This window comes from Pseudomonas sp. P179, from assembly GCF_000478485.2.
GTDB lineage: Bacteria > Pseudomonadota > Gammaproteobacteria > Pseudomonadales > Pseudomonadaceae > Pseudomonas > Pseudomonas aeruginosa.
The window spans coordinates 5,335,641-5,350,777 of record NZ_KI517354.1 but is presented as its reverse complement, the minus strand read 5'-3'; the positions used below and the strand labels follow the sequence as shown (position 1 = coordinate 5,350,777).

Genomic DNA, 15,137 nt, shown 5'->3' with positions numbered 1-15,137 from the left:
GCGGAACGCCTCAGCGCACCCGCTCGCGGCTCTTCACCGCCAGGTCCAGGGCTTTCTGCATGTCCAGCCGCGCCGAGCGGCCGACGTCGCGGTGGTCCAGGCGGTAGCCGCGCTCCGAGGGCAGGAGCGGTGCGGTGAGGTCCTCGGCATCGGCCGGCTCGAAATCGTAGTCGCCGCCGATGGTCATGGCGCTGCGCCGGAGCAGCATGCGGATCTCCTCGGGTCGCAGCCGCGGGTTGAGGGAAAGCATGGCGGCGACCGTGCCGGCGACCATCGGCGTGGCATAGGAGGTGCCGCAGTGCACCTCGCCCCGCGCGTCCCGCTCCAGGGTCGAGGCATGGGTACAGGCGGCGGCGGTGACATCCACCCGCATGTCGACGTTCGAGGTGCTGCGCTTGACCGCGTAGGCCGGATCGTCCACCGCCAGGCCTTGGCGCTCGCTGCGCTGGTGGCCGCCCACCACCAGCAACTGCTCGGTGACGAAGGAGGACGGCAGGCGGTATTCGTCGGTACCGGAGTAGGACGAGCCGTTGCCGGCGGAGTTGACCACCAGCACGTCCGGATGCTCCTTGCGCAGCCAGAGGAAGAATTCCTCGAGCAACTCCTCGTAGCCGCTCATGGCGATCCCCGAGCGCACCAGCGAATCCACCTCGTCGCCGTCGACGTCGCGAGCGCCGACGCGGTGGATGCCCCAGCTCCAGTTGAGCACCCGCACGCCATCCTCCACCAGGTTCACCGAGGCGGCGACGTTGGCCGTGATGCCAGCGTCCGAATTGCGCTCGACGATCACTTCGAAACCCTGGCTGGCGCGGTCCAACCCACGCAGGAAGCCACTGTTGCCGCCCTGGTCCCAGCGCGCGGCGAGGATGCCGGCGACCGTCGAACCGTGGTTGTCGGGACGTTCGGCATCGCGCGCGTAGAGGCAGGTACGCGGCGCGGGCGCCTTGCAGGGGCCGAGGTAGTCGGCGAAGTCGGGGGCGTCGAAGTCGACGTCGCGCTCGATCACCCCGATGCGCACCGGGCGGGTCTCCAGCGGGGCCTGGCGGGCGCGGACCCGACGCTGGTAATAGTTCACCGCGTCCATGAAACGATTGGCCGCCCACTCGTCGGAGTCGCTGTCCGGCTTGTCCACGGGCCGGCGCGCCGCCTCGGTTTCCTCGCCCTTCTCCGGCGCGGACTCCTCCACCACCACGGCGTCCACGCTGGTCTCGCTGCCGATGCGGAGGACCAGCGCGTCGCGCTGGACGAGGTCGCGCGCCGGCAGGCGCAACTGGTAGAGGTTCAACGGCGGGATCGCGCCGACCACCCGCGCGCCATATTTATCGGCCAGGCGTTCGGCCTCCCGGCGACCGTCGTGGTTCTCCTCGATCAACAGGCTGACCAGGTCGACGTAGGTGGTCAGGCCATCCATGTTCTTCGCCACCTCGTCGGGACCGGCGGCGAGCACATGGCTGCCGTTCAGGGTCAGCCATACCGGATTGCTGCTGCGCCCGCCCTGCTCCAGCCAAAGCGGACCGCTGGCGTGGCCACGGCGGTCCAGGCGGAGCCGCAGGCCGTCGCCCTCGCGCCGCAGGGCGGTGGCCGGCAGTTCGCGGCCGTCCAGCAACAGGCGCGGCAGGCCGGCACCCAGGCCGCGCACGCGCAGGCACCACTCCTGCCGCTCGCTGGCCAGGAGATCGCCGCAGCGCTCCAGGCGCTCCAGGCGCAGGGGTGTTTCGGCGGCGACCAAAGGACTGCCCAGGGACGCGAAAAGGATGGCGAAAACGGCACGGCGCAGCGGCATGGACTCGGCTTCCGGAACGGGGACCTGTTGTTCCGACCGCCTGGCGAAACGCTTCGTTCAGGTTGAAGGCGGGCGCAGGCTAGCCCGCCAGTTGCTCCAGCGCTCGCCGGGTGACGCCATCGATATAGCCCGGCTCGCCATAGATGCGCGCCAGCAGGATGGCGCCTTCGAAATCGGCCACCAGTTGCCGGCCGCGCTCCAGCGCCTGCGCCTCGTCGAAGGCCGGGCGGTAGAGCTGGGCGAAGGCTTGCGCCCAGTCGTCGAGGAAACTGCGGATCGGCGCCATCAGCTCGCTGCGACCATAGCTGGCGTCGACCGCGACCACGCCCATCAGGCAGCCGATGCTGTCGTCCTGGAACAACCGGGCGGCCTTGCGGCCGAGTTTTTCCAGGCGCTCGCGGGGCGTCAGCAGCGGGTCGTAGGCGATGCTGAAGAGCGTCTCGGCGAGCCGCTGGTGGGTCCATTCGAGAACGTCGCGGAGCAAGGCTTCCTTGTTCGGGTAGTGGTGGTAGAACGAGGCCTTGGTCAAGCCGCAGGCGCTGGACAGCATTTCCATGGTGGTGCCGTGGTAGCCGTAGCGACGGAAGGTGCCGGCGCAGCGCTGGAGAAGCTCGTCGCGGGAGATTTTCAACGGACGCACGGAAGGTTCCTGCTCTCGATCAAAGGCGTTGATTCTATGCCATAAGCCTTGGCGCCTCAATTTGACGGTTACCGAATGTTTGTTTAGTTTTTACAAACCGAATGTTCGGTAGGTAACTAGAAGAAGTTTCCGCTCCACCAACCCAAGCACAGGAGAGAGGCATCATGAGCGAAGCCAACAGCGGCCCGGGCCGCGTCACCCGAGAGCAGCGCGGTCATCTGTTTCTCATCGGCCTGGACCGCGCGGGCAAGCGCAACGCCTTCGACAGCGCAATGCTGGCGGACCTGGCGCTGGCCATGGGTGAATACGAGCGCAGCGAGGAATCCCGCTGTGCCGTGCTCTTCGCCCATGGCGAGCACTTCACCGCCGGGCTCGACCTGATGGAACTGGCACCGAAGCTCGCCGCCAGCGGTTTCCGCTATCCGGACGGCGGCGTCGATCCCTGGGGCGTGGTCCAGCCGCGTCGGAGCAAGCCGCTGGTGGTCGCGGTGCAAGGCACCTGCTGGACCGCCGGGATAGAGCTAATGCTCAATGCCGACATCGCGGTGGCCGCGCGCGGCACGCGCTTCGCCCATCTGGAGGTGCTACGCGGCATCCCGCCGCTGGGCGGATCCACCGTGCGCTTCCCGCGCGCGGCGGGCTGGACCGACGCCATGCGCTACATCCTCACCGGCGATGAGTTCGATGCCGACGAAGCCCTGCGCATGCGCCTGCTCACCGAGGTGGTGGAACCCGGCGAGGAACTGGCACGGGCCCTCGAATACGCCGAGCGGATCGCCCGGGCCGCGCCGCTGGCGGTGCGCGCCGCGCTGCAATCGGCGTTCCAGGGGCGCGACGAGGGGGACGATGCGGCGCTGTCGCGGGTCAACGAGTCGCTGGCCGCGTTGATCGGCAGCGAGGACGTCCGCGAGGGCGTGCTGGCGATGGTGCAAAAGCGCGCGCCGGCGTTCAAAGGCCGCTAGCTCCCCTGCGGGTCGACCCCCGGTCGCTCCGCTCCATCTCTCCTGCGGAAACCGACATGACTTCGTTGACTCAACATTCCGCAGCGCCGGTGCGGATGGAACGCCTGGCCCTGCCCGCGACCGACGGCTATCCGCTGTCCGCCTACCGCTACCACGCGCCGGGCCACGCCCATGGCAACCTGCTGGTGGCCAGCGCGACGGGCGTCGCCCAGCGCTTCTACCGGCGTTTCGCCGAACACGCCGCGCGCCAGGGCTTCGACGTACTCACCCTGGACTATCGCGGCATCGGCGAATCCGCGCCGGCAAGCCTGAAGGGCTTCGCCATGTCCTACCTGGACTGGGCCTACCGGGACCTCGCCGCCGCCGTCGAGCTGCTCGGCCGGGAGGAGCGGCCGCTGTACTGGATCGGCCACTCCTTCGGCGGCCACGCCATCGGCCTGCTGCCCGACCATGGGCGGCTCGCCGCCTGCTACAGCTTCGGCAGCGGCGCCGGCTGGAGCGGCTGGATGTCGCGCCGCGAAGCGCTCAAGGTGCGCCTGCTGTGGACCCTGGTGCTGCCGCCGCTGGTGGCCTGGAAAGGCTACATGGCCTGGAGCCTGCTGGGCATGGGCGACGACCTGCCGCTGGGGGTCTACCGCGACTGGAAGCGCTGGTGCCGCCATCCCCGCTACTATTTCGACGACCCGGCGATGCGCCACCTCCACCAGCGCTACGCCGCAGTGCGCACGCCCTGTCTGTTCGCCACCGCCCTGGACGATCCCTGGGCACCGCCGCGCTCGCGGGACGCCTTCGTCGAGGCCTACCGCAACGCACCGCTGGAAACCCTCGACCTGCGACCCGACGGTGGACCGCTCGGACACATGGGCTACTTCCGCGCCGGTGCAGAGGCGCTGTGGGACGACGCCCTGCGCTGGCTGAGACGGCATCCGGAGAACGCCTGAAAGACCAGCGAGAGCGCGCCATGCACCCGTTGCCGTTGTCCCTTCGCCTGTTCGCCGTCGCATTCTGGCTGGGCGTGGTCGCCGTGGAGTTCCTTCTCGAACGCAGCCGCGCCGAAAGCCGCGACCGGGGTTTCGCCGGGAGACCGCCACCAAGGCCGACAGCTTTGCCGGGGTGAACCGCTACTCCCGGCAGATCGCCCGCATCTCCCTGCTGGCCATCCCGGCCGGGCTGCTGGCCCTGGGCTGCGGCCCGTACCTGATGCGACAACGCTGAAAAATCCGCCGACTGTCCATTTTGCGACGATGACTGGCGCTTTTGCCGGCGCAGGCCGCCCGCGCCTGCCTTACCGTTCCCCGCTCTTTCAGACACGGGAGCAGGGCAATGCCGCTTGCCAGTCATCTGCGTTGCGTGGCGCTGGCGCTGGGGATCTCCACCGCGCTGGGCTGCGCGAACCGCAACCAACCCGCGCCACGCGCGGAAAGCCTCGACCCTGGCCTGTCGAGGGTGGCGGGAACCCGCGGCGACGCGCTGCCCGCCCAGTGGTGGACGCTCTACCAGGACCCTGGGCTGAACCACCTGGTGGCCGCCGCGCTGCGCCACAACCGCGACCTGGCCGCAGCCGATGCCCATGCCCGCGCGCTCCTCGGCCATCTGCGCGGCGCACAGGGCGAACGCTGGCCACGGACCGAGGTCGGCTATGGCTACCAGTATGGGCGCGACGGCGACGACCAGACCCTCGCCGAAGCCACCGACGAGGACCTGCACAGCCAGTGGAAACACACCGTCCGCCTCGACCTGTCCTACCAGTTGGACCTGTGGGGCGAAGTCCGCGCCCGCATCGCCGCGGCGAAGGCGGATGCCGAAGCGGCGCAAGCGGCACGCGACCTGCTCAGGGTCAGCGTGGCCAGCCAGACCACCCTCGCCTACGTCCGCGCCTGCGCCCTGGCGCGACGGGCAGAGGTACAACGCCGATCGGTCGGTCTGCTCGACGCGAGCCTGGCGCTGAGCGAACGCCAGCTCGCCGCCGGCCTTTCCAGCGAGCTGCAGCGACGCCGGCTGCTGGCCTTGCGCGAGCGGACCCGCGCCGCGCTGCCGATGCTCGAGGCGCGGCGGCGCGCGGCACTCTACGAACTGGCGCTGCTCAGCGGGCGCTCGCCGCGCCAGTTGGACGCTCCTGCCGCGACCTGCGCCGGCATACCGCAACTGCGCCGTGCCCTGCCCACCGGCGACGGCTGGAGCCTGCTGGCGCGCCGCCCGGACGTCCGCGCGGCCGAGCGCCGGCTCGCCGCCGCCGACGCCCGGCGCGCGCTGGCCGAAGCCGAGCTGTACCCGCGCATCAGCTTCGCCGTCGGCGCCGAAACCTCCGCAGCGACCCTCGCCGGCCTCGGCGCCAGCGGCGCGCTGGCCTACGCGGCCGGCCCGCTGCTGAGCTGGCGCTTCCCCAACCGGGAAAGCGCGCGAGGCCGCCTGGACAGCGCAGCGGCAGAGCGCGACGCCGCCCTGGCGCGCTTCGACGGAGCGGTGCTCGGCGCCCTGCGCGAGGTCGAGCGTGCCCTGGCGCTGTATGCCGGCGAGCGCCAGCGGCGTGCCGACCTCCAGCGTGCCCTCGACGAGCAGCGCCACGCCTACCGGTTGGCGCGCAGCAACTATCGCGCCGGCGCCCTCGATGCCCTCGAGCTGCTCGACAGCCAACGCAGCCTGGTCGCCGACCGGGCGCGCCTGGTCGACGCCGAGATGCGCGTCGCCGAGCGCCAGGTCGAACTGTTCCGGGCTCTCGGCGGCGGCTGGCAAGCCGCTCCCAGCCCCTCCCACCAGGAAAACGGACAATGAACCAGGCAATCAGGGAACCCATCGAACACACCACTGGCGAAACCATGCCAGCAGCCACGCGCCGGCGCCGAACCTGGCTGCTGGGCGGCCTCGCCGGCGCCATCGCGCTCGCCGCCCTGCTGGCCTGGTGGTGGAGCAGCGGACGCTTCCTGGAGGGCACCGACGATGCCTATGTACGCGCCGACTGGGTGGCGGTCAGCGCGCAGGTCTCCGGCTACGTCGCCGAGGTGCTGGTGGCCGACGACGCCGACGTCCAGGCCGGCGACCTGCTGCTGCGCCTGGACCCGCGCGACTTCCGCCAGCGCCTGCGCGCCGCCGAGGCCCGCGAAGCGGCGGCGCAGGCGGCGCTGGAAGCCCAGCGCGCGAAGCTGGAGACCCTCGATCGGCAACTGCTGGAGCAGGCGCAGACGATCAGCCGCGCCCGCGCCGATGGCGAAGCGGCGCGAGCCGAATGGCGCCGCGCCGAGACCGACTGGCGACGCTACCGGCAATTGGCCGACGAGCATGCCACCAGTCGCCAGCGCCTGGAGAACGCCGACGCGGCGCACCAGCGAGCGCGGGCGGCGGCGCGGCGGGCAAGCGCCGAGGAAGGCCGCCAGCGCGCCGCCAAGGACGTACTGAAGAGCCGGCGACGCGAGGCGGAGGCGGCGCTCGCCCAGCGCCAGGCGGAGCTGCAGGAAGCCGCGGCGGCGCGCGAACTGGCGCGCCACGCCCTGGACGATACCGAAATCCGCGCCCCATTCGCCGGCCGCGTCGGCCAGCGCAAGGTGCGCCTGCGCCAGTACGTCACGCCGGGGCTGCCGCTGCTGGCGGTGGTGCCGCTGGAGCAGGCCTACGTGGTGGCCAACTACAAGGAGACCCAGCTCGAACGCATCCGTCCCGGGCAACCGGTAGAGCTGGAGGTGGACACGTTCGGCCGCCGCTGGCGCGGCCGCGTCGACAGCGTGGCGCCGGCCTCCGGCGCGGTATTCGCGCTGCTGCCGCCGGACAACGCCACCGGCAACTTCACCAAGATCGTCCAGCGCTTCCCGGTGCGTATCCGCCTGGACGCCGACGCCGCCGAGCGGGGCCGGCTGCTTCCGGGGATGTCGGTGATCGCCACCGTGGACACTCGCGAACCGGACGGAGCCTCCGCCGATGAGCGCTGACGACAAGGTATCGCTGCGTGCCTGGGTCGCCGTCACCGGCGGCCTGTTCGGCTGCTTCATGGCCGGCATGAACGTGCACGTCACCAGCGCGGCGCTGCCGGAGATAGAAGGCGCGCTGGGAGCCACCTTCGAGGAGGGCTCGTGGATCTCCACCGCCTATCTGGTCGCGGAAATCAGCATGATCCCGCTTACCGCCTGGCTGGTGGAAGTGTTCTCCTTGCGCCGGGTGATGCTCCTCGGCTCGCTGGTGTTCCTGCTCAGTTCGCTGAGCTGCGCGCTGGCGCCGAACCTGTCGACGCTGATCCTGATCCGGGTGATCCAGGGGGCTTCGGGGGCGGTGCTGATCCCGCTGTCGATGCAACTGATCCTCACCGAGCTGCCGTCCAGCCGGATACCCCTCGGCATGGCGCTGTTCAGCCTTTCCAACAGTGTGGCCCAGGCCGCCGGCCCGTCGATCGGCGGCTGGCTGGCGGATGCCTATTCCTGGCGCTGGATCTTTCTCCTGCAACTGTTGCCGGGGATCGCCCTGCTGGCCGCGGTGGCCTGGTCGATCCGCCCCCGCGACGGCGACCGCGAACGCCTGCGCCAGGCCGACTGGCTCGGCATCGGCGCGATGGTCGCCGGCCTCGGCGCGCTGCAGATCGTGCTGGAGGAAGGTGGCCGCCGCGACTGGTTCGAGTCCGGCTTCATCCGCACCTTCGCCGTCCTCGCCGTGCTCGCCCTGCTGCTCTTCGTACAGCGCCAACTGTGGGGCGCGCGGCCGTTCATCAACCTGCGCCTGCTGGGCAGCTACAACTTCGGCGTGTCCAGCCTGGCGATGGCGGTGTTCGGCGCGGCGACCTTCGGCCTGGTGTTTCTGGTGCCCAACTACCTGTCCCAGTTGCAGGGTTTCAACGCCCGGCAGATCGGCGACAGCCTGATCCTCTACGGCCTCGTGCAACTGCTCCTGGCGCCGCTGCTGCCGCGCCTGATGCGCTGGCTGAACCCCAAGCTGCTGGTGGCCGGCGGCTTCGCGATCATGGCCCTGGGCTGCTGGATGGGCGCGCACCTGAACGCCGACGCGGGACGCAACGTGATCATCCCCTCCATCGTCGTGCGCGGCATCGGCCAGCCGCTGATCATGGTCGCGCTCTCGGTACTGGCGGTGAAGGGCCTGGACAAGGCCCAGGCCGGCTCGGCCTCGGCGCTGATCTCGATGCTGCGCAACCTCGGCGGCGCGATCGGCACCGCGCTGCTGACGCAACTGGTCTCGCTGCGCGAGCGCTTCCACTCCGAGCGGATCGGCGAGACCCTGACGATCTTCGACGGCGCCCTGCAGCAGCGCCTGGGCGGTGGCCAGGTGCGGATACAACTGCCGGAGCAGCAGCAGGCGCTGGCCCTGCTCGACCACGGGGTGCGCCAGCAGGCCTACCTGATGGCCTACTCCGACGCCTTCTACCTTTCCTGCGTGGCGCTCCTGGCCTGCGCCCTGGCCTCGCTGATGCTGCGCCAGAAGGACTGAACTCAGTCGCCCTCGGCCACTCCGTAGGCGGCGCCGCGGCCGAAATAGAGGCTCGGCGAAACGCCCAGGGTCCGGCGAAACATGGCGCTGAAGGCGCTCTGGCTGTCGTAGCCGAGGTCCAGTGCGACCTCGAGGATCGAGTGCCCTGCCGCCAGCGCATCGAGGCTGGCGAGCAGGCGCATGCGCCGCAGCCACTGGACGAAGCTGAGACCGGTTTCGCGCTGGAAGGCGCGGGTCAGGGTCCGCGGGCTGACGCCCAGGCGACGCGCGGCATCGCCCAGGCTCCAGTCGGCGGCCGGCTCGGCGCGCAGGCTGCGGCACAGCGCCGCCAGTCGCGGATCGACCGGCTGTGGCACGTGCAGGGCGAGGATCGGCAGCACCCGCAGTTCATCGAGGATCAGCTCCATCACCCGCTCGTCGCGGCCACCCGGCGGGTAGTCCGGGGCGATCCGCATCGCCGCGACGATCAATTGCCGCAGCAACGGCGGCACGTCCACCACCCGGCAGTCCCGCGGTAGGTCGTGGCGCGCCTGCGGGGCGATGAACAAGGTGCGCATGCGCACCTGGCCGGCGAAACGCAGGGCATGCTCGATACCGGCCGGCAACCAGACACCGCGTCCCGGCGGCACCACCCAGGTGCCCTCGGCGGTGCCGACCGTGACCACCCCGCTGAGCGCATGGATCAATTGCGCGCGCGAATGCCGGTGCAGCTCGACGCGCTCGCCGTGGAGATAATCCTGGGCATAGGCGAAGACCGGACGGGTGGAAGGCAGGTCGATCAGCATCGGGCGGGCCTTGGCGGGCAGTGGGGGCGCTGTCTTTTTACCAGCCGCGCCATGCTAACGACCAGTCCCGGCGAAGCACGCCGGCGCTCGCCGCGACGCGGCGAGCGCGCTACCCTGGCCGCCCCGGCGTGGCGCGACTGCCTGGCGTATCCGCCGCGCCATCCCTCCCCAAGCACAGGAGCGAAACCAGCATGGCCTCTTACGCGGAACTGTTCGATATCGGAGAAGACTTCGCCGCCTTCGTCGGCCATGGCCTGGCCACGGAACAGGGCGCGGTCGCGCGGTTCCGGCAGAAGCTGGAAAGCAACGGGCTGCCGAGCGCCCTGACGGAACGCCTGCAACGCATCGAACGGCGCTATCGCCTGCTGGTCGCCGGGGAAATGTGGTGCCCGGACTGCCAGATCAACCTGGCCGCGCTGGACTTCGCGCAGCGCCTGCAACCGAACATCGAGCTGGCGATCATTTCCAAGGGCCGCGCCGAGGACGACCTGCGCCAGCGCCTGGCGCTGGAGCGAATCGCGATTCCGCTGGTACTGGTGCTGGACGAGGAGTTCAACCTGCTCGGACGCTTCGTCGAACGGCCGCAGGCGGTGCTCGACGGCGGTCCGCAGGCGCTTGCGGCGTACAAGGCGGGCGACTACCTGGAGCACGCCATCGGCGACGTCCTGGCGATCATCGAAGGCGCGGCGCGCTGAGACAGCGCCTGCGCCCGCTTCTCAGTGCCGCGAACAGCCCGCGCCAAGGCCTCGGTACTGCAAGCGATGTAGGCGTCCGGCGCTGTCGCGGTAGAGCATCACCAGCGGCACCACGCCACAGGTGGCCGGCACCGGCGTGACGGAAAGCACCCGCTCGATGTCCAGCGGCATGCCGTAGTCGTAGCGCTCGATCGGCGGCAACTCTTTCCCGTCGTCGTCCGCCGCCTGGACCTGGGACCAGCAGGACAGCAGCAAGGCCAGCAAGAACGAGGTTTTCATGAGGTCTTTTCTCCATGCTGCGCCCCGTCGGACGAGACGCTTTGCGAATAGGCCCGGAGCAACCAGGCGAGGTCGGTGAGGATCGCGGCCAGGCGCCACTCGCCGGCGGCCGCCAGGCGGGCGCCGGCACGGCGTGCGTGCCGCGCGGCGAGCGGCGGATCGCGATGGCGGACGGCGATGGCTCGCAGTGCGCGCTCGATCCACCGCGCCTCCGCGGCGGCCGGGTCGAGCCCGGCCAGGGCGCGCCACAGGCGCCGCGACTCGCGGCCGAGTTGCAGGGATACGAAGCCCAGGCGCAGGGCCAGCGCGCTGCGCGGATGTTCCATGCCATGCAGCGCGCCCAGCTGGGCGATGCGATGCTGCTGGCGGGCCTGCCAGGCATGCGCGTCGAAACCGGCGCGACGACGCAGCAAGGCGAGGGTCTCGCGGCGCAGATGGTCGAGCAGTGACGCCGAATGCCGTTCCAGGTCCTTCGGCAGCAGGCGGTAGACCAGCAGGCTGATGCAGAGCGCCAGCACCCAGGCGCAGGACTGGTTGGCGAAGTCGCCGAAATCGAAGCGGGCGAGATTGCCGGTGGCGACCAGGGTGTTGAAGGCGATCAGGTAGGCGATTCCCTGCAACGCCCGCCTGGGCACTGTGGTGGCCTGGATACCGAACGACCAGAAGAAGGCGAGGCACAGCAGCAGCAATGGAAAACCGTTGATCAGCGGTAGCAGAAGGAATTTGCAGAGCAATGCGGCAGGTATCGCGTAGAGCGTGCCGCGAATGAAATTGCGCGTGCCCTCGGCGGGAAAGGGCGAGGCTGCCAGCAGCGTGCAGTAGGGGCCGAGCACCGCCAGCAGGGTCGGCCCCTGGTCCCACCCGCTGAGGAACCACAGGGCGCCGCCGACCAGCATCGCCAGCCAGGCTCGCGCGCCGTTGCGCAAGGCCTCGCGGTAATGTCGATGGAAGGCCGCTGGGCGGACGTCGGCGGGGGCCCGGCCGTCGAGCCGGGCGAACCCCCGCAGGGCGGCCTGCAGGTCATCCAGTTGCTCGTCGAGACGCTCCATGAACAGCCCTTCGCGACAGGCATCCGCTTGGTCTGTCGGAAGTCCGCGCCGAATCGCCGCCAGGCGACCGCGCAAGCTCGCGAGCCGTCGCGCGGCGCCGGCGAAGTCGAGCTCGCCGCGCTCCAGTTGGCCGCCCAGCAGGCGCAGGTCGTCGGCCATCGGCAGCGCCAGTCCGCGCTCCGCCAAGCACCGGGCCCAATGCGTCTCGCCGGCGAAGCGGAACTCCATCAGCGTGGAAAACAGCGCCGCCAGGCCACCGCGGATCGCCGGGAGCGCAGCGCTCAGCACCCGCGACTCGGCGCGACCGACGCCCAGCAGGTCGTCTACCGCGTAGACCTCGCCGGCCAGCGTCCGGCGACGGCGCTCCAGTTCCCCGTCAGCCGCACCGGCGTGCCGCGCAGCGACCAGCGCCAGCGTCGCCGCGCAGAGCGAGACGAGACGCTGGCGCACCCGCCCGGACACGGTCCTGCGGCTGAAGAGCACGGTCACCAGGCTCAGGCAGCAGACCCCGACGATTACCGCCGAGGCGCGGGTGACGATGTGCTCGAAGGCCGCCTCGGGCTCGACCATGGCCGGTCCCAGCGCCAGGCACACGGTGTAGCCGGCGACCACCGCGGCGGTGGCGTAGAAGTGCCGGACCAGGCTCATGACGCCGACGCAGAGACCCAGCCAGAAACCCAGGGCGACGACGAACAGCAGCATCTTCTGGGCGAACAGCGCGGTCAGGACGAAGGCAGCGAGCGTGCCGACCAGGGTACCCACGGCGCGCCACCAGCCCTTGCCGACCACCGCCCCCTGCACCGGATTGATCAGCAACAGCACAGTGGACGCCGCGGAAAACGGCGAATCCAGTTGCAGGTAGAGTCCCAGGCCGAGCGCCAGAGCGGCAGCGCCGATGCTGCGCAGCACGTAGCCCAGGCTGTCGGTCCGCCAGGGCAACGGCAACGCCGCGTACCAATCGCGCCCGCCGGACGCAGACGCCGCCATCAAAGGTACTCCTGCAACCAGCGGGTCAGCCGCCAGTGCCGCGCGGTCCCCGCCTGCAGCACCTCGACACTGCCGGTCATGCCGGCGGCAAGCACCACGCCCGCCGGTACCCGGTCGAGTTCGATGCGCACCGGCACGCGCTGCGCCAGGCGTATCCAGCTGAAGTTCGGGCTGACCTGCGGCAGGCCGCTGTCGGCACGGCTTTCGTTGAGGTCGGCGACACCGCGACCGATGCTCGCGACATGGCCGTCGAGCAGCGGATCGAACCCCATCAGCTTGATCGTCGCCGGCGCGCCGACCTGTACATTGCGCAGCTTGGTTTCCTCGAAATAGCCGGTGACCCAGAAGCTTCGCCGATCGACGATGAAGATGTTGGTCCGGCCCGCCGCCGCGTAATCGCCGGGCTGCACGCGCAACTGCGTCACATAGCCGTCCACCGGTGAGCGCAACTCGCTGCGCCGCAGGTCCAGCCGCGCCTGGTCGAGCGCCGCCCCGGCGGCCTCGGCGCGGGCGCGGGCGATACGCAGGGCGCGACCGGCGTTGGCGACCTCCTCGCGCGAAACCGCGCCGGCCAACTGCATGCGTCGGCGCCATTGCTCGTCACGTTGGCGCAGTGTTTCCCGCGCCTGCTCCAGCTCCGCCTCGCGCTGGCGCACGGCCAGGCGATAGCTGCGCGGATCGATGCGGTACAGCGGATCGCCGCGGGCCACCCGCTGGTTATCTGCGACGAACACCGCCTCGACGCTGCCGGAGACTTCCGGCGCGATGCGGATCACCTGCGCGCTGACCCGCCCGTCGCGGGTCCAGGGCGCCAGCACGTAGGCTTGCCACAACTGCAACGCCAGGCACAGGGCGAGCAGGCCGCAGGCGAAGGTCGCAGCCACCTTGGAAAGACGAACGATGGACATGGGGACCTCGGCTCAGAACTTCAGCACCAGCACGGACAGCACGATGAACGACAGGAAGAAACGCAGCAGGCCGGGATGCCAGGCGCATTCCAGCCAGCGCCAGGCGAGGCGCTCCAGCAGCAGGTAGAGCGGCATCGCCAGGCACAGGTAGAGGAACAATGGCGGCACGTAGAGGCCGGAAACGGAGACTTCGCTCAGCATGCAGGGCACCAGGGTATCGAGGGCGCGGAGCGGTCGGCCGCTCCTGTCGGGTTGAGGAGCACAGGCTACGGGTCGTGGCGATTTGCAAATATCGACTACTCAGCCAGAAAATAATCGAATTCGGACAACCACAGGACCTGCCGTGAGCCGTGAACCGCAGACCTACCTCGCCCAACGCTTCGATCCCGACGCGCTCGGCCAGCCGGCCCTGGCCCTGCAGCTGGAGGCCCGGCACAACGACACCGAAGTGCCGGTGCACCGGCATCGCAAGGGCCAGCTGGTGGTGGCCTGCCGCGGCGGCATCACCTGCACGGTGCCCGATGGCCTGTGGATGGTGCCGGCCGGGTTCGGTGTGTGGATTCCCGGCGGCATCGCCCATAGCAACCGGGTCACCGCCAACGGCAAGGTCTGCTTCCTCTTCGTCGAGCCGGGGGCGGCACGCCTGCCGAGCGACTGCTGCACCCTGGCCCTGTCGCCGCTGGTCCTCGAACTGATCCTGCACCTGAGCGCGCAACCGCAGGACTATCCGCACGACGGCCCGCTCGCACGTCTCGCCGGGGTGCTGCTGGAACTCCTGGAACAGGCGCCGACCGAACAGCTCTACCTGCCGCTGCCGGACAACCGCGGCCTGCGCCGCATCGCCGACGAACTGACCCGCGCCCCCGGCGACCGCGCCAGCATGGCCGAATGGGCCAGGCGAGTGGCGATGAGCGAGCGGTCCCTGGCGCGGATGGTGCGCCGGGAGACCGGCATGACCTTCGGCCAGTGGCGCCAGCAATTGCAGATCATCATCGCCCTGCAGCAACTGTCCGCCGGCGTTTCGGTGCAACGCACCGCCGAGATCCTCGGCTACGAGTCGGTCAGCTCGTTCATCGGCATGTTCCGCAAGGCGCTCGGCAGCCCCCCGGCCCGCTACGTGCGCGACAGCATGCGGCGGCCAGCCGACTGAACGAAGGTCGACGGAAAGGTCTTGCAGTTCGTCAGCTGTTCTCCCCCGAGGCTGGCACTCGAAGGCACTTCTGGGAATAATGCCGCCCTTTTTTCTCCAGGAGGATCAGATGGTTACGCACTTCTTGAGCGAATCCGGCCAGGCAGCCTGCGGGCGCGGCGACAGCAACGTGAACGGCTCGAGCGACGTCGGCCAGGTCAGTTGCAAGACCTGCCGGCGCACCAACGCCTTCGCCCAGGCCCAGGAAAACGCCGCTCCGGCCAGTGCCCCTGTCACCCCCACCGCCGCTGCGCCAGTGATCGACAAGGCCGCGCCGCGGCCGAAAGCCGAGGCCAGGCTCGCCGCCGCGCAGCGCCAGGACCGCGATGCCGCCCGCAAGGCCTGGCAGGCGCGTCTCAACGAATTGTCCGGGAAGAACCGCATGCCGCGCTCGCGGCGCCGCGCGCAAGCCTATCTCTGAGCGGTAGCGGTACTTCGC

15 protein-coding genes are annotated in these 15,137 nt (G+C 70.2%); 8 read left to right on the top strand and 7 right to left on the bottom strand.

The window, feature by feature from the left end; genetic code table 11:
• Positions 1-10 precede the first annotated feature (10 nt).
• Both HMPREF1224_RS36970 and HMPREF1224_RS36965 read right to left on the bottom strand, forming a co-directional pair.
• Complete coding sequence (locus HMPREF1224_RS36970) at positions 11-1,783, bottom strand: S8/S53 family peptidase (RefSeq protein ID WP_010793935.1); 1,773 nt, start codon at positions 1,781-1,783, stop codon at positions 11-13.
• A 79-nt stretch (positions 1,784-1,862) separates the two neighbouring features.
• The gene (locus HMPREF1224_RS36965) at positions 1,863-2,423 is read right to left on the bottom strand and encodes a TetR/AcrR family transcriptional regulator (protein WP_003086720.1); all 561 of its coding nucleotides are present in this window, start codon (positions 2,421-2,423) and stop codon (positions 1,863-1,865) included.
• Positions 2,424-2,587: 164 nt separating this feature from the next.
• On the opposite strand from HMPREF1224_RS36965, the gene HMPREF1224_RS36960 reads away from it, so the two are divergent.
• The 5 genes from HMPREF1224_RS36960 to HMPREF1224_RS36940 all read left to right on the top strand — a co-directional run bounded on the left by HMPREF1224_RS36960 (position 2,588) and on the right by HMPREF1224_RS36940 (position 8,806).
• Positions 2,588-3,385, top strand: coding sequence for a crotonase/enoyl-CoA hydratase family protein (locus HMPREF1224_RS36960; protein WP_003086719.1), 798 nt, complete (start codon positions 2,588-2,590; stop codon positions 3,383-3,385).
• A gap of 56 nt (positions 3,386-3,441) precedes the next feature.
• Complete coding sequence (locus tag HMPREF1224_RS36955; protein ID WP_010793934.1) at positions 3,442-4,326, top strand: alpha/beta hydrolase family protein; 885 nt, start codon at positions 3,442-3,444, stop codon at positions 4,324-4,326.
• A 382-nt stretch (positions 4,327-4,708) separates the two neighbouring features.
• Positions 4,709-6,157: an efflux transporter outer membrane subunit gene (locus HMPREF1224_RS36950; RefSeq protein WP_010793933.1), complete on the top strand. Its 1,449-nt coding sequence runs from the start codon at positions 4,709-4,711 to the stop codon at positions 6,155-6,157.
• On the top strand, positions 6,154-7,305 hold the full coding sequence (locus HMPREF1224_RS36945) for an HlyD family secretion protein (RefSeq protein WP_003112440.1): 1,152 nt from the start codon (positions 6,154-6,156) through the stop codon (positions 7,303-7,305). The genes HMPREF1224_RS36950 and HMPREF1224_RS36945 overlap by 4 nt, the downstream gene beginning before the upstream one ends.
• Positions 7,295-8,806 carry an MDR family MFS transporter gene (locus tag HMPREF1224_RS36940; protein ID WP_003082523.1) on the top strand — a complete coding sequence of 504 codons (1,512 nt, stop codon included), beginning with the start codon at positions 7,295-7,297 and terminating at the stop codon, positions 8,804-8,806. The genes HMPREF1224_RS36945 and HMPREF1224_RS36940 overlap by 11 nt, the downstream gene beginning before the upstream one ends.
• 2 nt (positions 8,807-8,808) lie before the next feature.
• On the opposite strand, the gene HMPREF1224_RS36935 is transcribed toward HMPREF1224_RS36940, so the two are convergent.
• Positions 8,809-9,591: an AraC family transcriptional regulator gene (locus tag HMPREF1224_RS36935; RefSeq protein ID WP_003082522.1), complete on the bottom strand. Its 783-nt coding sequence runs from the start codon at positions 9,589-9,591 to the stop codon at positions 8,809-8,811.
• Between the two features lie 191 nt (positions 9,592-9,782).
• On the opposite strand from HMPREF1224_RS36935, the gene HMPREF1224_RS36930 reads away from it, so the two are divergent.
• Positions 9,783-10,286, top strand: a complete 504-nt coding sequence (locus HMPREF1224_RS36930) for a thioredoxin family protein (protein ID WP_003107482.1) — start codon at positions 9,783-9,785, stop codon at positions 10,284-10,286.
• A gap of 21 nt (positions 10,287-10,307) precedes the next feature.
• Here the strand turns inward: HMPREF1224_RS36930 and HMPREF1224_RS36925 are convergent, their stop codons facing one another.
• From HMPREF1224_RS36925 to HMPREF1224_RS36910, 4 genes are read right to left on the bottom strand one after another with little or no spacing between them, the layout of a single operon-like run.
• A complete protein-coding gene (locus HMPREF1224_RS36925) occupies positions 10,308-10,565 on the bottom strand; it encodes a DUF2790 domain-containing protein (protein ID WP_003107483.1) in 258 nt (85 codons plus the stop codon).
• Entirely contained in the window at positions 10,562-12,601 is a 2,040-nt protein-coding gene (locus HMPREF1224_RS36920) for an FUSC family protein (protein WP_003112441.1), read from the bottom strand. Before HMPREF1224_RS36920 ends, HMPREF1224_RS36925 begins: the two co-directional genes overlap by 4 nt.
• Positions 12,601-13,509 (bottom strand): efflux RND transporter periplasmic adaptor subunit, encoded by a 909-nt coding sequence (locus HMPREF1224_RS36915; RefSeq protein ID WP_003112442.1) that lies wholly within the window; start codon positions 13,507-13,509, stop codon positions 12,601-12,603. The genes HMPREF1224_RS36920 and HMPREF1224_RS36915 overlap by 1 nt, the downstream gene beginning before the upstream one ends.
• A gap of 12 nt (positions 13,510-13,521) precedes the next feature.
• On the bottom strand, positions 13,522-13,719 hold the full coding sequence (locus HMPREF1224_RS36910) for a DUF1656 domain-containing protein (RefSeq protein ID WP_003082517.1): 198 nt from the start codon (positions 13,717-13,719) through the stop codon (positions 13,522-13,524).
• 133 nt (positions 13,720-13,852) lie between these two features.
• On the opposite strand from HMPREF1224_RS36910, the gene HMPREF1224_RS36905 reads away from it, so the two are divergent.
• Both HMPREF1224_RS36905 and HMPREF1224_RS36900 read left to right on the top strand, forming a co-directional pair.
• Positions 13,853-14,659: an AraC family transcriptional regulator gene (locus HMPREF1224_RS36905; RefSeq protein ID WP_003082516.1), complete on the top strand. Its 807-nt coding sequence runs from the start codon at positions 13,853-13,855 to the stop codon at positions 14,657-14,659.
• A gap of 109 nt (positions 14,660-14,768) precedes the next feature.
• A complete protein-coding gene (locus HMPREF1224_RS36900) occupies positions 14,769-15,119 on the top strand; it encodes a hypothetical protein (protein WP_003082515.1) in 351 nt (116 codons plus the stop codon).
• The last annotated feature ends 18 nt before the right edge of the window (positions 15,120-15,137 follow it).

Excerpts from the sequence above, each read along its gene's own strand:
- HMPREF1224_RS36915 (WP_003112442.1), bottom strand. The coding sequence starts at position 13,509 with ATGTCCATCGTTCGTCTTTCCAAGGTGGCTGCGACCTTCGCCTGCGGC.
- HMPREF1224_RS36970 (WP_010793935.1), bottom strand. The coding sequence starts at position 1,783 with ATGCCGCTGCGCCGTGCCGTTTTCGCCATCCTTTTCGCGTCCCTGGGC.
- HMPREF1224_RS36920 (WP_003112441.1), bottom strand. The coding sequence starts at position 12,601 with ATGGCGGCGTCTGCGTCCGGCGGGCGCGATTGGTACGCGGCGTTGCCG.
- HMPREF1224_RS36925 (WP_003107483.1), bottom strand. The coding sequence starts at position 10,565 with ATGAAAACCTCGTTCTTGCTGGCCTTGCTGCTGTCCTGCTGGTCCCAG.
- HMPREF1224_RS36935 (WP_003082522.1), bottom strand. The coding sequence starts at position 9,591 with ATGCTGATCGACCTGCCTTCCACCCGTCCGGTCTTCGCCTATGCCCAG.
- HMPREF1224_RS36940 (WP_003082523.1), top strand. The coding sequence starts at position 7,295 with ATGAGCGCTGACGACAAGGTATCGCTGCGTGCCTGGGTCGCCGTCACC.
- HMPREF1224_RS36930 (WP_003107482.1), top strand. The coding sequence starts at position 9,783 with ATGGCCTCTTACGCGGAACTGTTCGATATCGGAGAAGACTTCGCCGCC.
- HMPREF1224_RS36955 (WP_010793934.1), top strand. The coding sequence starts at position 3,442 with ATGACTTCGTTGACTCAACATTCCGCAGCGCCGGTGCGGATGGAACGC.
- HMPREF1224_RS36900 (WP_003082515.1), top strand. The coding sequence starts at position 14,769 with ATGGTTACGCACTTCTTGAGCGAATCCGGCCAGGCAGCCTGCGGGCGC.
- HMPREF1224_RS36950 (WP_010793933.1), top strand. The coding sequence starts at position 4,709 with ATGCCGCTTGCCAGTCATCTGCGTTGCGTGGCGCTGGCGCTGGGGATC.
- HMPREF1224_RS36960 (WP_003086719.1), top strand. The coding sequence starts at position 2,588 with ATGAGCGAAGCCAACAGCGGCCCGGGCCGCGTCACCCGAGAGCAGCGC.
- HMPREF1224_RS36945 (WP_003112440.1), top strand. The coding sequence starts at position 6,154 with ATGAACCAGGCAATCAGGGAACCCATCGAACACACCACTGGCGAAACC.